Source organism: Bacillus sp. 2D03, assembly GCF_003946765.1.
Classification (GTDB): Bacteria; Bacillota; Bacilli; order Bacillales; family Bacillaceae_G; genus Bacillus_A; species Bacillus_A cereus.
The window spans coordinates 430,756-449,009 of sequence record NZ_RPSJ01000002.1 but is presented as its reverse complement, the minus strand read 5'-3'; the positions used below and the strand labels follow the sequence as shown (position 1 = coordinate 449,009).

Sequence of the window (18,254 nt, the reverse complement as noted above, 5' to 3'; positions counted from 1 at the left end):
AAGACCTTGAGAAAGTGTTACTTTCGATTGCTGAATAGATATTTAGTAAAAAAAGCAACTAATAATTATATTATGTAAATTCTTTTTGTAAAACACCCATAAAAAATGGATGTTTTATATTTTGATATATTAGGTGGAATATATAGTTTAAAAAAGCGGAATACTTTGCGGAAAGTTAAAGACATTTTTCGCAAAGTATTCCGCTTTTACTTCCATTAATCGGTCAAAGTTGCAACTGAAGTATGCATCTGTCCAATTTTTAATGGATAGGTCAGGAGTATTAACATAGACACCTTTTGTAAAGGGGAGCATTGCCAAACGGAAGTCTTCACCCATCGAATACTTCCACCAGCACCTTCTGGTTGCTCCCAAGTAGCGAATATTGATATGTTTGATAGTGCTTTTCGGTAAAAGTAAGCAGTTGCTCATTTGGCACCTCAGCAACAGCACCGCCTAATCCGTGGAAAAATACGGAGGTGGTGGAAAAGGGTAAGTTAAATCGTAATTTCTATTTGATTGCCTTCTGGATCGCCTATTACACTTTCATAATAGCCATCTCCAGTAAAACGTGGTCCATTTAATAAAGGATAACCAGCATCTTTTATCACCTTTGTTAGTTCATTCACACGTTCTTCACTACCGACAGAAAAAGCCATATGAGCATAGCCGGTTATGTTTAAATTAGGCTTATTTTCAATCCCTTTTTTACGCATAAGTTCAAGCCTTGCTCCAGATTCGAACGTAATAAAATAAGATTCAAATTGTTTCATTTCATTATGGTATAACGAGTTTGCTTTACCATTAAAGTATTTTATATAAAAATCACGCATACATTTTAAGTCATTTACCCAAATTGCAATATGTTCAATTTTCATAGGTTTCACCAATCCTATCTGTATCAATTAGGCTTCCACTGTATTAAATTTGCATTTGCATTGCAACAATTTTGCTTTGCTATTAAAGCTAGTTGTTAATTTTTGATTGTGTACGTACATACAATATGTAATTAAGTGAATGACCATCATAGTAATTACAGAAAAGGGTGAATACAGTATATGAATCAATTTGAACAAATGATGTACGTTGGTGTCATCATGTCTATTGTACTATCTGTAATGATTTTAGGGTCCTTATATTATAATCCTCGACTTTCGTTAACTGATTATCCGAAAGATATTCAAAAAGTAGTTTTTCCAAAATCGATTCATGAAAAAAAGCAAAGCATTTATTTTAATATTGTATATAATACTATTCTTTTCGGTAGTCCTTTCGTTTCTACATATATACTACATAAGCATGAAAAGTTAATGTATATGGATGCCTATTTACACAATTTTGGTATTTTAATGATTTTCAATTTAGTAGATTTACTTATAATTGATTGGCTAATTTTTTGCTGGATTACTCCAAGGTTTGTTGTGATTCCTAGTACGGAAGGTATGAAAGGATATAAAGATTATAAGTTTCATTTAAGAGGGGCTATTGTCGCTACTCAAATTTTAGCAATCGTAAGTTTATTTTTGGCGGGAATTGCTACAACTATTTAGTGTGAAGAAGAGCATGGAGCTTTTATAAAAGATAAGGAGATTTATAATATATAGAATTAGAAATGAGAATTTGATAGTATTGGAGTAAGGAGTTTTAATAACGGTATATTAAACAATATTAATATACTGTTGCAAATGTTTTGATATTATGTAAAATTATACAATTTTACGGAGACATTTGATAAAATTCGAAAAAATATAATGGAGGCTAATATGAAAAAAGTAATTGGCGCAGCAACAGCAACTATTTTTGGATTGGGGGCGTTTACCTCAACTGCTACCGCAGAAACAATCGTAACAGCAGATGTACTTAACGTACGTGAAAAACCGACTACAGAATCAAAAGTGGTCGAAAAAGTAAAGAATGGGCAAGAGTTAAAAGTCATAAATACCGAAGATGGCTGGTCAAAAATTGAATTGAACGGTAAAGAAGTGTTTGTAAGTTCGGAGTTTACAAAAGATGTGTATCATGTAACGGCGAATTTGTTAAATGTACGTACTGAAGCAAACACGGATTCAGAAATTCTTGGCAGACTAAAAAAAGATGATGTAATTGAATCAACGCATCAAGTAAAAGACGGATGGCTGCAATTTGAGTATAAAGGAAAAACTGCTTATGCAAACGTTTCTTTCCTATCAAGTACAGCACCAACTGAAAAGAAAACTGAAGAGAAAACGAAGCAAGTAGCGAAAGTACACAAATCAGTTAAAGAAAAGAAAGAAGTAAAGACGCAGAAAGTAGCAAAAGCGAAAGAAACAACGAAAGCACAAGAAATAGTAAAGCCTAAAGAAGAGGTAAAAGTCAAAGAAGAAGTAAAAGTTAAAGAAGAAGCGAAAGTGCAAGAAATAGTAAAGCCTAAAGAAGAAGCAAAAGTCAAAGAAGAAGTAAAAGCGCAAGAAATAGTAAAGCCTAAAGAAGAAGCGAAAGTGCAAGAAATAGTAAAGCCTAAAGAAGAAGCAAAAGTCAAAGAAGAAGCGAAAGTGCAAGAAATAGTAAAGCCTAAAGAAGAAGCAAAAGTCAAAGAAGAAGCGAAAGTGCAAGAAATAGTAAAGCCTAAAGAAGAAGCAAAAGTCAAAGAAGAGGCAAAAGTCAAAGAAGAAGCGAAAGTGCAAGAAATAGTAAAAGCTAAAGAAGAAGAAAAAGTACAAGAAATAGCAAAAGCTAAAGAAGAAGAGAAAGCAAGAGAAATAGCAAAAGCTAAAGAAGAAGAGAAAGCAAGAGAAATAGCAAAAGCTAAAGAAGAAGAGAAAGCAAGAGAAATAGCAAAAGCTAAAGAAGAAGAGAAAGCAAGAGAAATAGCAAAGGCTAAAGAAGAAGAGAGAGTAAGAGAAATAGCAAAGGCTAAAGAAGAAGAAAAAGCAAGAGAAATAGCAAAGGCTAAAGAAGAAGAGAGAGCGAAAGAAGTATCTAAAAACAACATACAGTCTGCTAAACGTGAATTAACGGTAGTAGCGACAGCGTATACTGCTGATCCAAGTGAAAATGGTACATATGGTGGACGCGTTTTAACTGCGATGGGTCATGATTTAACGGCAAATCCGAATATGAGAATTATCGCAGTTGATCCGAAAGTAATCCCATTAGGATCTAAAGTATGGGTAGAAGGTTATGGAGAAGCTATCGCTGGTGATACTGGAAGTGCAATTAAAGGTAATCGTATTGATGTTTTAATGGGTTCAAAAAGTAAAGCTATGAATTGGGGAAGACAAACTGTTAAAGTGAAAATTTTATAATAACAATAATTATCCAAATAGAAGTCAGTTCTCTTTATTGAGGCTGGCTTTTATTTTTTTAGTAGAAGGATAATAGGATTTTTAAATGGCTTATTACTAAATCTGTAATTAAGTTACCAGCTTCATTACCAAAAACAACGGTAAAGCTTATAAATATGAAAAATGAAGATATACCTACAGATGAAGATAGTTACTGGGAAGCTTTTGACTTGTTCGGTTCTGAATATGTATGTAGATTATTAGGGGTACCGTTATATGATAATCTTCCAAAGGATTTGGCGTGTCCAACTTGTGCGAAAGAGATGAAATATGTTGCTACAATTACTCAAGATATTGAGGAACGTGGACTTATTTCAGTAGTTGATTTCCAGTTTGGGGAAATGAATATATACTATTATTTATGTATAGATTGTTTAATTATAAAAACTGAAATACAAAATATATAACAAGCCTAACATATTATGTTAGGCTTGTTTTTTAATCGCAACATCATTAAGAATTGCATCAAATATATCTTTTTGCGTAAAGTTATCTGTAAAAATAGTTTCTCTGGCAACCTTAATAGTATCGTGCGGATTATACCATTTTTGTAGGGAATCTTCACCAAATTCGTGTCGTTTGTCCCTTGTGTTATGTCGTCTAATAGTTTCCTCTAATGATAAATCAAAGTAATATGTAAATGCATTTTCATCAAAATAACGAATTAATTCTTTTAACATCTCACTATACCTATGACTGTTCAATATACCTTCTAAAATAACAAATTCACATTTTCCTTTTCCGTACTTCGTAATTTCAAATAGTAAATCATGTGATAAATTACCCATTGTGTCGTGTACTCTAAGCATATCTCTACGTACAACATCCTGTGATACTAAAAGTGTCCCTTGTCCGAAATGTTCTTGTAGTTGTTTTGCAATCGTTGTTTTACCACTTGCGGAGTTTCCTCTAAGAATGATTAAAGTGGATGTAAATATAGGATTAGACATAATGTATTCCCCCCAACAGTATTAATTATATAGAAAATTTTAACAAATGAAGTGAGGAAAGTGTATAATCAATATGATGGATATTTAAGGAGGGGGTAAGATGGGGGATATATTAAAAAATGCACAACCTATATGGAAACGGACATGGTTTCGTTATCTAGGGGCATTTTTTATTGTTCAGTTACTGTTTATTTTGTGTGAAATCACTGGGTGGGCACCAAACTTTAGGCCAGGCGGAGAGTTTTTTAATAGAATATTAAATTCTCAATTTTTCACTGAATGGTTCACACTCTATACAATCCCGCAATTTAACGTATTTACAGCATTTTTTGCGATTACATTACTACCATATGCATTAGTAGGTGCAATGAAAGATGTAACAGCAAGAAAAAATATAAAGGAATAATAGAGGTATAATATGCTTTTTCAAAAAGAAGGTTTATTGATTAGATACGTAATGGAAGATGATGCATCTATCATTTCTAAATGGTTAACGGACCCAGCAGTCCTGCGTTATTACGAAGGACGAGATAATCCGCAATCTGTAGAAAAGGTGCTTAATCATTTTATACATAGTCCAAACAGTAATGAAAAAAGATGTTTAATAGAATTTGATAACATTCCGATTGGTTACATACAAATGTACCCAGTGGATTCAGAGTGGAAAGCGTTATATGGCTATAAAGAATCACAAAATGTATGGGGTATGGACCAATTTATCGGTGAACCAGCCTATTGGGGAAAGGGAATTGGAACAAAACTCGTTCAGGTAGCAATTACATATATTATGAGTGAAATGGGAGCAGAAGCAATTGCAATGGATCCGAAAGTAAATAATGAACGAGCAATAAAGTGTTATGAAAAAAGTGGATTTAAAAAAGTAAAGATTTTAAAGGAACATGAGTTGCATGAGGGGAAATTAGAAGATTGTTGGATGATGGAATATAAACAATAATAATGGCTTATACAAACAAAGGGGATGTGTGAAATGAAAAAAGCATTAATCGTAATTGATGTGCAAGGGGGTATGTATACAGCTGGAATGCCAGTACATAATGGGGGAAAGTTTTTACAAACATTGCAAGAGCTTATTAAGGAATGTCGTTCAAATGGTATTCCAGTTATTTATATCCAACATAACGGTCCTAAAGATCACCCGTTAGAAAAAGGTACGGATGGATGGCGAATCCATGCGGCCATCGCTCCGCAAGAAGGAGATAATATAGTTGAAAAGACGACTCCAGATTCATTCCATAATACAAACTTAAGCGAAGTGTTACAAGAGAAAGGAATTGAACACGTTATTCTTTCGGGAATGCAAACAGAGTATTGTGTAGATACGACAACGCGCAGAGCATGTAGTGAAGGATATAAAGTAACGTTAGTGAGTGATGCACATAGTACATTTAATACAGAAGTGTTACGTGCTGAAGATATTGTGAAACATCATAACGCAGTATTGGGAGCGTTTGCGGATGTTGTTGAAGTAAAAGACTTAAAAGTGGCTGCCTCTAAATAAGAGGCAGTTTTTTATTAGAAAAAATAGCGTCAAATATTGTTAGTAAGTCGGTATTTTGAAATAATCACTTATATAATTTCACGTACCATAATGAAAAAATACAAAAAAGGAGCACCACATAATTAAAAAGGGCGCTCCTGTATTAAAACGTTACTTTTTTTTATCTTTATCCAATATATTTTGTTCTTCAGCAAACTCTGTACCATATGCAAAGCGACGATTAATACGAATGTTATCATTGTTGTGCCTTGTATGAGAGTTAGAGAAGCGATGAACGATTACTTCAGATAAAGTGAAGACGATGGCAGAAAGGATACTGCCCCATGCAATTTGCATATAGTTGTCTAATAAAATATTACCGAAAATCCATACGCTTAAATATGTTAATAAGAAATCCGACATAATGGCACCAGTATTGCCAATTCGATTTAAAATGATTTTATCAACGAACATGTAGGATACGATTGTAACAAAGAGACTGAATGAAATAATTTGAACAAACGTTGCAGGGAAAAATAAAGCAAGCCCAATGCTAAATGCGATAATGCACGATATAAACTTGATAAGCACTACTGTGAAATCATTCAAAATTTACACCTCCGATTTATACATAGTTTTTCAATAAATTCTGGAGTTCATACATTGTAACGGATTTATTTACATAAAACTTTTTCATGTTCGGAATTTAGTCTAAATATTATAAAAACAATGAAAAAATGTTATAGTAAAATGAGAGTGTATGACATTTTTAGGTAAGGGGGAATCCAGGATGTGGATTACTTCAGAAGTAGAAATTCCAGATGAGTTAATTGATCACCTTGAGCAAGGAAAGTTAGTGTTATTTGTTGGAGCGGGAGTTTCTATGAAAGGGAAATCAAACTTACCGAATTTTGATGATTTAGTTGATGAAATTGCAAAAACGTTATATGTCGAAAAACGTGAAATAACAGAACCACATGATTATTATCTTGGTAAAATTGCGAAAACAAAAGATGTACATCAAGTCGCAAGAGATCTTGTTCATATAGAGAAATCAAAACCGAATCCATTGCATTATGCAATTCCAAGGCTATTTCCTTTAGATACAGATATCCGCATTGTAACAACAAATTTTGATCAACATTTTACAACAGCAATTAAAGAAATAAATAGAGATATCAATGTTTATTACGCTCCAGCTTTACCGACTGGGAGAGCTTTTAAAGGTCTTGCTTACATACATGGTAATGTAGAACAGGAGAAAGAGGCTTTAATTTTAACAGATGGTGATTTTGGAAGGGCTTACTTAACAGAAGGGTGGGCGAGAAGATTTTTAGTTGATCTATTCTCAAATTACACCGTTTTATTCGTTGGATATAGTCATAATGACCCAGTAATGAAATATTTAGCAACTGGTTTACCACCAAGTACAAGACGATTTGCTTTTGTCGCACAAGGAGAAAATACGTACCATTGGGAACATTTAGGGATAAGACCAATTGTGTATCCGAATAAGGTGAATAATCATCAATCCCTCGTAAAAGCGGTAAAACGCTGGGCTGAATTAATGGGTGATAATTATATTACGAAAAGAATGCGTATTCGGGATATTGTAACGGTTCCCCCGTCAGTAGAACAGGAACAATTATCATACATAAAGCAATCGATTAAAAAAATTGAAACAGTACGTTACTTTGTGGAATTTGCTCATGATTATGAATGGGTCGAATGGTTAGAAGCAGAAGGTAAATTAAAAAATTTGTTTATGCTTACGCCAAACTATAATGAAGTAGATGAATTACTTGCAGAATGGTTAGTGGAACAATTTCTTTTTAGTCATCAGAAAGAATTATTTCAATTAATTTATAAAAACTATTCTAAAATATCACCGTTATTATGGAGAACAATTTGTAACTACTTAAACGAAACGAAGAGTAAGATGGACCCGCTGTTGTTTGCAAGGTGGACACTCCTTTTATTAGAAACAGCTGAAAAAGATAGTAGCTCTATAGAAAAGATTTCTAAGTTACTGCAAAAATGTTCTTTTCCTGAGCATAAAGAAATTGCCTTATTGTTACTAACTTTTATTTTAGACGGAAAACTGAAGTTGAAACGTGTAAGAAAATGGGGAAATGATACGCAAGAATCAATAGAACTCGAGGAATCGAGTCGCTTACCAGTATCTACATTTTCTCATGTGGAGCAAATTTGGAACGAAAAGATGAGGCCATATATCGCTTATTATGCTGTTCCAATTATGATGATTGGATTAGAAAAATTGAGAATGTTGTCGTTAAGACAAACGGCACTGAAAAAAAGAAATAAGGAAAATGTAGAGAAAGAGTTTCATCAAAATGATCTTGCATTTTTAATACGAATTGTAAAAGAGTGTCTAACTTATTTATGCGAAAACAATGAGAAAAAAGCGGATTATTATATTACAGAAATGATAGAAGCAAATAGTGTACTTCAAAAGCGAATTGCAATTGATGCGATGAATAAAAATATTTTTGTTCGTGTAGATGACAAAATGAAATGGTTGTTACATGAAGGACTTCTTTTAGATTTCACTTATAAACACGAAGTTTTTCAACTTTTAAAAAGGCATTATGCACATTGTTTAGAAAAAACAAAAGAAGAAGTCACTCGAACTGTAATAAAGCATCTTACAGAAGAGAGGGTATTTGATGCATGTCTCGTATTAGACTTATTATTCAAGTGTGATTCGAATAGCCCATCTACGGCAAATGGGTATGAGTTAATGAAGCAAAAGCATCCTCATTTTCATTCTGAACGATACAGTGTACAAAAGAAAGAAGATACAGCAGAAAGCATTACTTGTAATGTAACTGCTGACGGATTATTGCAGCTGAAAGATGTTGAAATTATGAAGCAAGTTCAGCAATTTTCGCAAGATGGTGTTTTTGAACAACGCCATTTTTTAGAGATGTTATCAAAAGCGTGTAAATTAAACACAGAGTGGAGTATTTCATTTGCATACCAATTAGTAGGAGTGCAAGAAATAAGTAATGAAGTATGGTTTGTTTGTATTAGAGAATGGCGAAATAATCGAGGAATGACAAATGAGCAAATCCAAAAAATTATTCCGCTATTGCAGAAATTTGTTAGAAATACTGCTTTTCATTGGTTAATTAGTAGTTTTCTATATGAAATTAGTAATCGACTAGAAGAGTTAGAAGAGAATAGTATACGTGTTGTAAAACGATTTGCTTTTTCAGTGTTTCCTCAAGTTATGAAGAGTGATACAGACTTTAAGCTTGGGAAACAAGATTTTTATAATGAATCAATTCAGCATCCAGTTGGAAAAATGACGGCTGTATTATTAAAGTTGTTATCATATGATCATTTATACGATCGTAATGTATATGAATATTTATTTTTATTTGAAGAACAAGTAAGAGTTAATTCGGAACGAACAAACTTTATGTTTGCTCGTTTAATAGCAGATATTACATTTCTATATCATATTGAAAAACAATGGTGCCGAAAATATTTGTTACCATACTTAGATTTAAAAAAACAAAATGAGATTACGGAATATGCATGGGCCGGCTTATGTTACACGCAAATAAATTTACCTTTATTTACAGAAATGAAGCGATTTATTAAGTATGCGATAGAACATTTGGAAGTATTACATCCGCATACGAGAGAAGCTTTCTTGAAGTGGCTTAGCTTTGTATTTATTAAATGTGTACTATATTGGGAGCAAAAAACAGATTGGTTATACCCGTTACTCATAATAGAAAATGAAGAAAATAAAATTAAGTTTATGCAGTTTTTATGCTATTACGTCAAAACATTAAGTGTAAAAGAACAACAAAAATTTTGGACAGCTTGGCTCAGTGTATTTTTGCGAGAACGACCAAAAATGGGTGAGATAACTGCAAGAGAATATGTGGTGCTTTTACGTATTATTTTATACATGGATGAAATATTAGAAAAAGGATTATGTATTATGTCTCGTGCATTTTCAAGTGTACATGGTAAATGTACAGGTGAGGAAATGAAGCAGTTATTGATTGAAATGCTTCATAAAAAAGAAAGTATGAAAGCGCATAAAGAAATGTTTGCAAATGTGTTTTTTATTTTACTACAAACATGTCACGAAGCCGTTTTATTTGAAAAAGAAATCATACAAATAAAAGAATTATTAGTTCAGTATGAAGTAGAGGAATATGTTTTACATTTACTAGAAAATGAAATAATTCGCATAGGAATTGTAATGGGTGATTTACAAAAAGAATTATAGGACGAAAGTGGAATTTAAAAAAATATATAAAAAGTTGTTGACAGTGTTTTGAAAAGCGTTCTATAATACGAATCATACTTATTCAATTTCAAAAACATTTGAATAAACAAAGTGCAATGAAGAGATCACAGTAGTGGTTAGTCTTACTGTAACAGAGAGCTGGTGGTTGGTGTGAACCAGTACAGGGATAATCATGAATTACAGTCTTGGAGCATCTTTTTCGTAATAAAGATAGTTTGTCTTTATGAGGAAAAAGCGGTCAATTGATCGTTAACAGTGAAGAGAGGTAGACGGAAAGTTAGTCTACAACTAGGGTGGTACCGCGATAAATATCGTCCCTACTGATTTATTCAGTAGGGACTTTTTGTATTTTAGTGGTTCAACTTGAAAATTAAATAGTCATGCATTGAAAGGAAAAGCAGTAGTTGTTGTTTCCCTGTAACAGAGAGCTGGTGGTTGGTGCAAACCAGTACATAAACAAGAGCGAATTACAGTCCTGGAGCATCTTTTTCGTAGTAAAGATAGTATTGTCTTTATGAAGGGAAAGACGGTCAGATGATCGTTAACAATGAAGAGAGGTAGACGAAAGAAGTCTACAACTAGGGTGGTACCGCGATAAATATCGTCCCTACTGATTGGATCAGTAGGGCTTTTTTGTACAAAAAAGTGGGTTTTTAACTAGTAGTTCATGTCTTTGTACGAATTATTAGTTTAAAATAAGAAGAGGTATCGATTCCACTATAAATTTGTATAATTAGTCAGTTCAGAAAATAGAGAATCTTTTATTCTCTTACTATACTTTTAAAACATTAGAGGAGGATTTCCAAATGGCAAATCATGAATTAGATCAATTACGTAAACAGGTAGATGAAATTAACTTACAACTATTACACCTTTTAAACAAACGTGGTGAAATTGTTCAAAAAATTGGAGAGCAAAAGCAAGTACAAGGCACGAAACGCTTTGATCCAGTACGTGAGCGTGAAGTACTTGATATGATTGCAGAGCATAACGAAGGACCATTCGAAACATCAACAGTTCAACATATTTTCAAAACGATTTTCAAAGCAAGCTTAGAGTTACAAGAAGATGATAACCGTAAAGCGTTACTAGTATCACGTAAAAAGAAACAAGAAAATACAATCGTTGATGTAAAAGGTGAATTGATTGGAAACGGAACACAAACGTTCATCATGGGACCTTGTGCAGTAGAAAGTTTAGAACAAGTTCGTCAAGTAGGGCAAGCGATGAAAGACCAAGGCTTAAAATTAATGCGCGGTGGTGCATTCAAACCGAGAACTTCTCCATATGATTTCCAAGGTTTAGGAGTAGAAGGACTTCAAATTTTACGTCAAGTAGCAGACGAGTTTGACTTAGCAATTATTAGTGAAATTTTAAATCCGAACGATGTTGAAATGGCATTAGACTACGTTGATGTAATTCAAGTTGGCGCACGTAACATGCAAAACTTCGATTTATTACGAGCTGTAGGTAAAGTTAACAAACCAGTATTATTAAAACGTGGATTAGCAGCAACAATTGATGAGTTCATTAACGCAGCGGAATACATCATTGCGCAAGGTAACGATCAAATTATTCTTTGTGAGCGCGGTATCCGCACATACGAAAGAGCAACACGTAACACATTAGACATTTCTGCAGTACCAATTTTAAAGAAAGAAACACATTTACCAGTTATCGTTGATGTAACACATTCAACTGGACGCAGAGATTTATTATTACCAACAGCGAAAGCGGCACTTGCAATTGGTGCAGATGCAGTAATGGCTGAAGTTCATCCAGATCCAGCAGTTGCATTATCAGATTCTGCACAACAAATGGACATTCCAGAATTCCATAGATTCATGGATGAGTTAAAAGGTTTCAAAAATAAATTATCTTAATTCCATATCATAATATGCGTTGAAGAGGAAACAGTAGTGCTTATCTCACTGTTAAAGAGAGCTGATGGTCGGTGTGAATCAGTACAAAGGTAAGCATGAATTACAGCCTTGGAGCATCTTTCCTGACAACTTTTGGAGGGTAAGACGGTCGAACGATCGTTAAAGAAGAAGAGAGGTAGACGAAAGAAGTCTACAACTAGGGTGGTACCGCGATAAATATCGTCCCTACTGAGCGCTCAGTAGGGACTTTTTTGTACAAAAAAATAGTAAAGGGGCAAGAGAAATGAGATACATTACAGCTGGAGAATCACATGGACCGCAGTTAACAGTTATTTTAGAAGGTGTACCAGCAGGTTTGACACTTACGGCGGAACATATTAATAAAGAATTATTAAGAAGACAAAAAGGTCATGGACGCGGAAGACGTATGCAAATTGAAACAGATACAGTTGAAATTGTAAGTGGTGTTCGTCACGGGATGACACTTGGATCACCGATTACGTTAATTGTAAAAAATGATGATTTCAAACATTGGACGAAAGTAATGGGTGCAGAGCCAATTTCGGAAAAAGAAAGTAAAGACATGAAACGTACAATTACAAAACCACGTCCCGGACATGCAGATTTAAATGGAGCAATTAAATATGGTCATCGTGATATAAGAAACGTATTAGAGCGGTCATCTGCAAGAGAAACGACAGTTCGTGTAGCTGCTGGTGCAGTTGCAAAACAAATTTTAAGCGAATTAGGCGTGGAAATTGCAGGACATGTTCTTGAAATTGGTGGAGTAAAAGCAAAACATATTTCAAACTTATCGATTGAAGAAATTCAAACAATTACTGAAAACTCACCAGTTCGATGTTTAGATAAAGAAGTAGAGCAAGAAATGATGAATGCGATTGACAACGCAAAAAGTAGTGGAGATTCAATCGGTGGTATTGTGGAAGTCATTGCAGAAGGTATGCCAATTGGAGTTGGTAGTTACGTTCATTACGATCGTAAATTAGATGCAAAACTTGCTGGTGCAATTATGAGTATAAATGCATTTAAAGGTGCTGAAATCGGCGTAGGTTTTGAAGCCGCACGACAACCGGGAAGCAAAGTGCATGATGAAATTCTGTGGGATGAAGAAAAAGGATACACGAGAAAAACGAATAATGCCGGCGGTTTAGAAGGCGGTATGACAACAGGTATGCCAATTATCGTAAGAGGCGTGATGAAGCCAATTCCTACTTTATACAAACCGTTAGCAAGCGTTGATATTGATACGAAAGAAGCATTCCAAGCGAGTATTGAAAGATCTGATAGTTGCGCAGTACCAGCAGCGGGTGTAGTAGCTGAATCTGTTGTGGCATGGGAACTTGCAGATGCACTAGTCGAACAATTCGGAAAAGATCGTATGGAATTATTAAAACAAAACATTATGCAACACAATAACTACGCAAAAGAATTTTAATAAAAAGGTGGGTTTAACGTGCAAGTAAAAGATCAACTATCATCATTACAACCATATAAACCAGGTAAATCACCAGAACAAATGAAAGAAGTGTACGGAGATCATTCGTTTGTGAAATTAGCATCGAATGAAAATCCATTCGGTTGTTCACCGAGAGTTTTAGAAGAGTTGCAAAATTCTTGGTTGGAACATGCTTTATATCCTGACGGAGGTGCTACAACGCTCCGTCAAACAATCGCAGATAAGTTGCATGTGCAAATGGAACAAGTACTTTGTGGTAGTGGTTTAGATGAAGTCATTCAAATCATAAGTCGTGCAGTACTCAAGGCAGGAGATAACATCGTGACAGCTGGTGCGACATTCCCGCAGTACCGTCATCATGCAATTATTGAAGGTTGTGAAGTGAAAGAAATTCCTTTAAATAACGGTGTATACGATTTAGACGAAATTTCATTAGCAGTAAATAATAATACGAAAATCGTATGGATTTGTAATCCGAACAATCCGACAGGCACATATGTGAATGATCGAAAATTGAATCAATTTATTGAAGGTATTAGTGAGAATACGTTAATTGTCATTGATGAAGCGTACTATGAATACGTAACAGCAAAAGATTTCCCTGAGACATTATCGCTTTTAGAAAAACATAAAAACATTCTTGTACTTAGAACGTTTTCTAAAGCGTACGGATTAGCTTCTTTCCGCGTTGGATATGCGATTGGACAGGAAGAGCTAATTGAGAAATTAAATGTCGTACGTTTACCATTTAACGTATCTTCATTAGCGCAAAAAGCAGCTACGATTGCTTTTGGTGATGACGAGTTTATTAAAGAAATAGTTCACGTGAATACAGAAGGATTACAGCAATACGAGAGTTTCTGTAAGGAAAACGAAATACCATTTTATTCGTCACAAACTAATTTCATCTTTTTACCGGTAGATAATGCTGGAGAGATTTATGAAGCTTGTGCACATGCAGGATTTATTATTCGTCCATTCCCAAATGGTGTCCGTATTACAGTTGGAACAAGGGAGCAAAATGAAGGAGTGATTTCAGTGTTAAAACAACACTTTGAAAATAAAAAAAATAAGTCTCGAGATGAGGCCAATGCGTAAAAAGGTAGTATTAATTGGAACAGGTTTAATAGGAGGCTCTCTCGCATTAGCAATTAAGAAAGAGCACGATGTAACAATAACAGGGTACGATATATTTAAAGAGCAAGTAGAGCGTGCAAAAGAATTACACGTAGTAGATGAAATAGCAGGTGATTTACAGCGTGCATGTGAAGAGGCACATTTAATTGTTTTTGCTTCTCCAGTTGAAGAAACGAAGAAGCTATTACACAAACTTGCGTCATTCCGTTTACGAGAAGATGTTATAGTGACTGATGTTGGTAGTACAAAAGGGTCTATTATGAACGAAGCGGAAGTTTTATTTTCAAAGGATGTTTCTTTCATTGGTGGACATCCGATGGCGGGTTCTCATAAAACGGGAGTTGAAAGTGCAAAGGCACATTTATTTGAAAATGCATTTTACATTTTAACACCGATGAATCACGTGCCAAATAAACAAGTGGAAGACCTTAAAGTATGGTTAAAAGGAACAGGGTCACATTTTCTTGTTTTAAATACGGAAGAACATGATTATGTAACAGGGATCGTTAGTCATTTTCCGCATCTTATCGCAGCAGGTTTAGTAAAGCAAGTTGAGAAACATGCAGGAGATAATCCGCTCATTCATCAACTAGCTGCTGGAGGTTTCAAAGACATTACACGTATCGCATCTAGTAGTCCAAAAATGTGGAGTGATATTGTAAAGCAAAATCGAGAGCATTTAATGGTATTATTAAAAGAGTGGATCTCTGAAATGGAAGATTTATATAAAACAGTTTCTACCGGAGATGCAGGCGAGATTCAAAACTATTTTGCAGATGCGAAAGAATACCGTGATTCTTTACCAGTAAGAAAGAGAGGGGCAATTCCTGCCTATCACGACTTATACGTCGATGTATTAGATAAGGTGGGGGCATTGGCTCATATTACGAGTATTTTAGCGCGCGAGGAAATTAGTATTACGAACTTGCAAATATTAGAAGCGCGTGAAGGACTGCTTGGGGTATTACGTATTAGCTTCCAAAGGGAAGAAGATCGTATGAAAGCAAAGCTAGCGCTTGGAGAAGAAGAATACCAAACTTATGAAACAATTTAAATGAGAAGGTGAAAAACGTGAAAGAAAGAACAATACAACCTGTTAATAACGGATTGAATGGCAATATTACAATCCCAGGTGATAAATCCATTTCACACCGTGCTGTTATGTTCGGTTCTATTGCAGAAGGGAAAACAACAATTAAAGGTTTCTTGCCCGGTGCAGACTGTTTAAGTACGATTTCATGTTTTAAAGAAATGGGAGTAGAAATTACGCAAAACGGTGATGAGGTTACTGTAGTTGGTAAAGGATTAGAAGGTTTACAAGAACCGAAAGCTGTATTAGATGTTGGTAATTCTGGTACAACAATCCGATTAATGTCAGGTATATTAGCTAACACACCATTTTTCTCTTGCGTACAAGGTGATGAATCTATCGCAAAAAGACCGATGAAGCGTGTAACAAACCCATTAAAACAAATGGGCGCAAACATAGACGGCCGAGAAGAAGGAACATTTACACCGTTAACAATACGTGGCGGAGATTTAAAAGCAATTGAATATATTTCTCCTGTTGCAAGTGCACAAGTAAAGTCGGCTATTTTACTTGCAGGTCTTCGTGCAGAAGGTGTAACAGCTGTTACAGAACCACATATTTCACGCGACCATACGGAAAGAATGCTCGAAGCATTTGGTGTTAAAGTAACTCGCGAAGGGAAAACAGTGAAGTTGTCAGGTGGACAAAAATTAACAGCAACAGACATTCAAGTGCCAGGTGACGTATCATCAGCAGCATTTTTCTTAGTAGCAGGTGCAATCATCCCAAATAGTAAACTAGTATTACAAAATGTAGGGATGAATCCAACCCGTACAGGTATTATTGATGTTTTAGAAAAAATGGGTGCTACGTTCACTGTAGATCTAATTAACGAAGGGGCATCAGAACCAGCTGCAAATATTACAATCGAAACATCTTCATTAAAAGGAATTGAAATTGGCGGAGATATTATCCCTAGATTAATCGATGAGATTCCTGTAATCGCATTAGCGGCAACGCAAGCAGAAGGAATTACAGTAATTAAAGATGCACATGAATTGAAAGTAAAAGAAACAAACCGTATTGATACAGTCGTTGCTGAGTTAACGAAACTAGGAGCTCGCATAGAAGCAACTGATGACGGTATGATCATTTACGGAAAATCAGCTCTAAAAGGCAATACAGTAAATAGTTATGGTGATCACCGTATCGGAATGATGCTTGCAATTGCTGGTTGCCTGGCAGAAGGAAAAACAATTATTGAAGATGCAGAAGCAGTAGGTGTATCATATCCTACATTCTTTGACGAACTTCAAAAATTAGCTAAATAAAAAGGATGGAAAGCAGATACGTGATGTATCTGCTTTTTTTGTTGAAACGTCCTTGTAGTTTCACTTACCGAATTATAATAGTGAGAATTATGATATAATTCAAACAGGGAATGGAGGAGAATTATATGAATGTCATACAATTAAAAGAAGATAAGTTCAGAGAAGCATTACGTTTATCAGAATACGCTTTTCAATATACAGTAGATGAGGAACGATTACAGCAGCAACTTACAAAAATGAAGGAAAGTCATGAAATATACGGCATTATGGAAGGGGAAGACTTAGCTGCAAAACTACACCTCATCCCGTTTCATATTTACATAGGTAAAGAAAAATTTAAAATGGGTGGCGTTGCAGGAGTAGCGACGTATCCAGAGTACAGAAGAAGTGGGTATGTAAAAGAGCTACTTCAACATTCACTTCAAACAATGAAAAAAGATGGCTTTACAGTCTCTATGTTACATCCATTTGCTGTTTCATTTTACCGTAAATACGGCTGGGAACTTTGTGCGAATCTACTCAAATGTCATATGAGTAAGAGCGATTTAGTGATGAAAAAACAAGTAAATGGTACTGTGAAACGTTTTAATAAAGAAAATCATCCAGAAGAAGTCGAGAAGCTCTATGAAGCATTTGCAGAACGTTTTTCATGTATGTTAGTTCGAGAGAAGAACTGGTGGTTACAAGCGGTTTATGATGATTTAACATTAGCGATTTACTATGATGAAAATAAAAAGGCAGCAGGTTACATGTTATACAAAATAGAAAACTATAAAATGACAGTAGAAGAATTTGTACCACTGCATAATGAAGCAAGAAATGGTCTGTGGAACTTTATTTGTCAGCATGATTCTATGATTAAAGAAATTGAAATGACAGTAAGTGAAAGCGAATCGTTATTATATTCATTGCAAGAGCCACGCGTGAAGACAGAAATAAAACCATATTTTATGGGAAGAATTGTAGATGTGGAGCAGTTTTTAAAACAATATGAGTTGAATTGGAACAATGTACAGCAAGAAGTGATCCTAAACATTACAGATGCATTTGCTCCGTGGAATAACATAACAGTGAGACTTGCAAATCATGAAATAACAATTGTAGAAGAAAAAACTGAAAAAGGAATTAAACTGGATATAACTGCGTTATCGGCAATAATGCTTGGATATAAACGGCCATTAGAACTAAATGAACTTGAATTCATTAGTGGAAGTGACGAGGCAATACGATCATTTGAGAATTTAGTACCAGTGCGTAAGCCGTTTATTTACGATTTCTTTTAATTTGCATGTATGAAGGCGGGCTATCCCAAGTGAAATTTTGGGATAGCCTCC

Annotated in this window: 15 protein-coding genes, 2 pseudogenes and 3 other annotated features; of the genes and pseudogenes, 13 read left to right on the top strand and 4 right to left on the bottom strand. The window is 34.7% G+C overall.

Features of this window, described 5'->3' with window-relative positions:
• Nucleotides 1-147: 147 nt before the first annotated feature.
• Together EBQ15_RS07395 and EBQ15_RS07390 are read right to left on the bottom strand one after the other, a co-directional pair.
• A pseudogene (locus tag EBQ15_RS07395) lies at nucleotides 148-490 on the bottom strand (BBE domain-containing protein); the annotation flags it as partial.
• Nucleotides 491-494: 4 nt separating this feature from the next.
• Nucleotides 495-875: a VOC family protein gene (locus EBQ15_RS07390; protein WP_000687546.1), complete on the bottom strand. Its 381-nt coding sequence runs from the start codon at nucleotides 873-875 to the stop codon at nucleotides 495-497.
• Nucleotides 876-1,055: 180 nt separating this feature from the next.
• Between EBQ15_RS07390 and EBQ15_RS07385 the strand changes: the two genes are divergently transcribed.
• The 3 genes and pseudogenes from EBQ15_RS07385 to EBQ15_RS07375 all read left to right on the top strand — a co-directional run.
• Entirely contained in the window at nucleotides 1,056-1,547 is a 492-nt protein-coding gene (locus EBQ15_RS07385; protein WP_001071231.1) for a hypothetical protein, read from the top strand.
• A 213-nt stretch (nucleotides 1,548-1,760) separates the two neighbouring features.
• Nucleotides 1,761-3,281, top strand: coding sequence for a cell wall-binding protein EntB (gene entB / locus EBQ15_RS31795; RefSeq protein ID WP_000755642.1), 1,521 nt, complete (start codon nucleotides 1,761-1,763; stop codon nucleotides 3,279-3,281).
• A gap of 107 nt (nucleotides 3,282-3,388) precedes the next feature.
• Nucleotides 3,389-3,727 (top strand): annotated as a pseudogene (locus EBQ15_RS07375) (hypothetical protein); the annotation flags it as partial.
• 18 nt (nucleotides 3,728-3,745) lie between these two features.
• Here the strand turns inward: EBQ15_RS07375 and EBQ15_RS07370 are convergent.
• Nucleotides 3,746-4,270 carry a kinase gene (locus tag EBQ15_RS07370; RefSeq protein ID WP_000070083.1) on the bottom strand — a complete coding sequence of 175 codons (525 nt, stop codon included), beginning with the start codon at nucleotides 4,268-4,270 and terminating at the stop codon, nucleotides 3,746-3,748.
• A gap of 100 nt (nucleotides 4,271-4,370) precedes the next feature.
• On the opposite strand from EBQ15_RS07370, the gene EBQ15_RS07365 reads away from it, so the two are divergent.
• The 3 genes from EBQ15_RS07365 to EBQ15_RS07355 are packed head-to-tail and all read left to right on the top strand — an operon-like array spanning nucleotide 4,371 to nucleotide 5,789.
• A complete protein-coding gene (locus EBQ15_RS07365) occupies nucleotides 4,371-4,676 on the top strand; it encodes a YfzA family protein (protein ID WP_000502341.1) in 306 nt (101 codons plus the stop codon).
• Nucleotides 4,677-4,688: 12 nt separating this feature from the next.
• Nucleotides 4,689-5,225 carry a GNAT family N-acetyltransferase gene (locus EBQ15_RS07360; RefSeq protein WP_000898775.1) on the top strand — a complete coding sequence of 179 codons (537 nt, stop codon included), beginning with the start codon at nucleotides 4,689-4,691 and terminating at the stop codon, nucleotides 5,223-5,225.
• A gap of 33 nt (nucleotides 5,226-5,258) precedes the next feature.
• Nucleotides 5,259-5,789 carry a cysteine hydrolase family protein gene (locus EBQ15_RS07355; RefSeq protein ID WP_000709544.1) on the top strand — a complete coding sequence of 177 codons (531 nt, stop codon included), beginning with the start codon at nucleotides 5,259-5,261 and terminating at the stop codon, nucleotides 5,787-5,789.
• A gap of 150 nt (nucleotides 5,790-5,939) precedes the next feature.
• On the opposite strand, the gene EBQ15_RS07345 is transcribed toward EBQ15_RS07355, so the two are convergent.
• The gene (locus tag EBQ15_RS07345; protein WP_000997702.1) at nucleotides 5,940-6,377 is read right to left on the bottom strand and encodes a YndM family protein; all 438 of its coding nucleotides are present in this window, start codon (nucleotides 6,375-6,377) and stop codon (nucleotides 5,940-5,942) included.
• A 181-nt stretch (nucleotides 6,378-6,558) separates the two neighbouring features.
• On the opposite strand from EBQ15_RS07345, the gene EBQ15_RS07340 reads away from it, so the two are divergent.
• The 7 genes from EBQ15_RS07340 to EBQ15_RS07310 all read left to right on the top strand — a co-directional run bounded on the left by EBQ15_RS07340 (nucleotide 6,559) and on the right by EBQ15_RS07310 (nucleotide 18,203).
• Entirely contained in the window at nucleotides 6,559-10,041 is a 3,483-nt protein-coding gene (locus tag EBQ15_RS07340; RefSeq protein ID WP_000265209.1) for a DUF4020 domain-containing protein, read from the top strand.
• Nucleotides 10,042-10,148: 107 nt separating this feature from the next.
• Nucleotides 10,149-10,384 (top strand) — a binding site (T-box leader).
• A gap of 54 nt (nucleotides 10,385-10,438) precedes the next feature.
• Nucleotides 10,439-10,674, top strand: a binding site (T-box leader).
• 194 nt (nucleotides 10,675-10,868) lie between these two features.
• On the top strand, nucleotides 10,869-11,945 hold the full coding sequence (locus EBQ15_RS07335) for a bifunctional 3-deoxy-7-phosphoheptulonate synthase/chorismate mutase (protein WP_001273575.1): 1,077 nt from the start codon (nucleotides 10,869-10,871) through the stop codon (nucleotides 11,943-11,945).
• A gap of 10 nt (nucleotides 11,946-11,955) precedes the next feature.
• Nucleotides 11,956-12,175: a binding site (T-box leader), on the top strand.
• Between the two features lie 53 nt (nucleotides 12,176-12,228).
• Nucleotides 12,229-13,401: a chorismate synthase gene (gene aroC / locus EBQ15_RS07330; protein ID WP_001269424.1), complete on the top strand. Its 1,173-nt coding sequence runs from the start codon at nucleotides 12,229-12,231 to the stop codon at nucleotides 13,399-13,401.
• An 18-nt stretch (nucleotides 13,402-13,419) separates the two neighbouring features.
• Entirely contained in the window at nucleotides 13,420-14,520 is a 1,101-nt protein-coding gene (hisC, locus tag EBQ15_RS07325; RefSeq protein ID WP_001197277.1) for a histidinol-phosphate transaminase, read from the top strand.
• A complete protein-coding gene (gene tyrA / locus EBQ15_RS07320) occupies nucleotides 14,513-15,613 on the top strand; it encodes a prephenate dehydrogenase (RefSeq protein WP_001228128.1) in 1,101 nt (366 codons plus the stop codon). The genes hisC and tyrA overlap by 8 nt, the downstream gene beginning before the upstream one ends.
• Nucleotides 15,614-15,630: 17 nt before the next feature.
• On the top strand, nucleotides 15,631-16,920 hold the full coding sequence (gene aroA / locus EBQ15_RS07315; RefSeq protein ID WP_000664630.1) for a 3-phosphoshikimate 1-carboxyvinyltransferase: 1,290 nt from the start codon (nucleotides 15,631-15,633) through the stop codon (nucleotides 16,918-16,920).
• 125 nt (nucleotides 16,921-17,045) lie between these two features.
• The gene (locus EBQ15_RS07310) at nucleotides 17,046-18,203 is read left to right on the top strand and encodes a GNAT family N-acetyltransferase (RefSeq protein ID WP_001100933.1); all 1,158 of its coding nucleotides are present in this window, start codon (nucleotides 17,046-17,048) and stop codon (nucleotides 18,201-18,203) included.
• Nucleotides 18,204-18,254 lie beyond the last annotated feature (51 nt).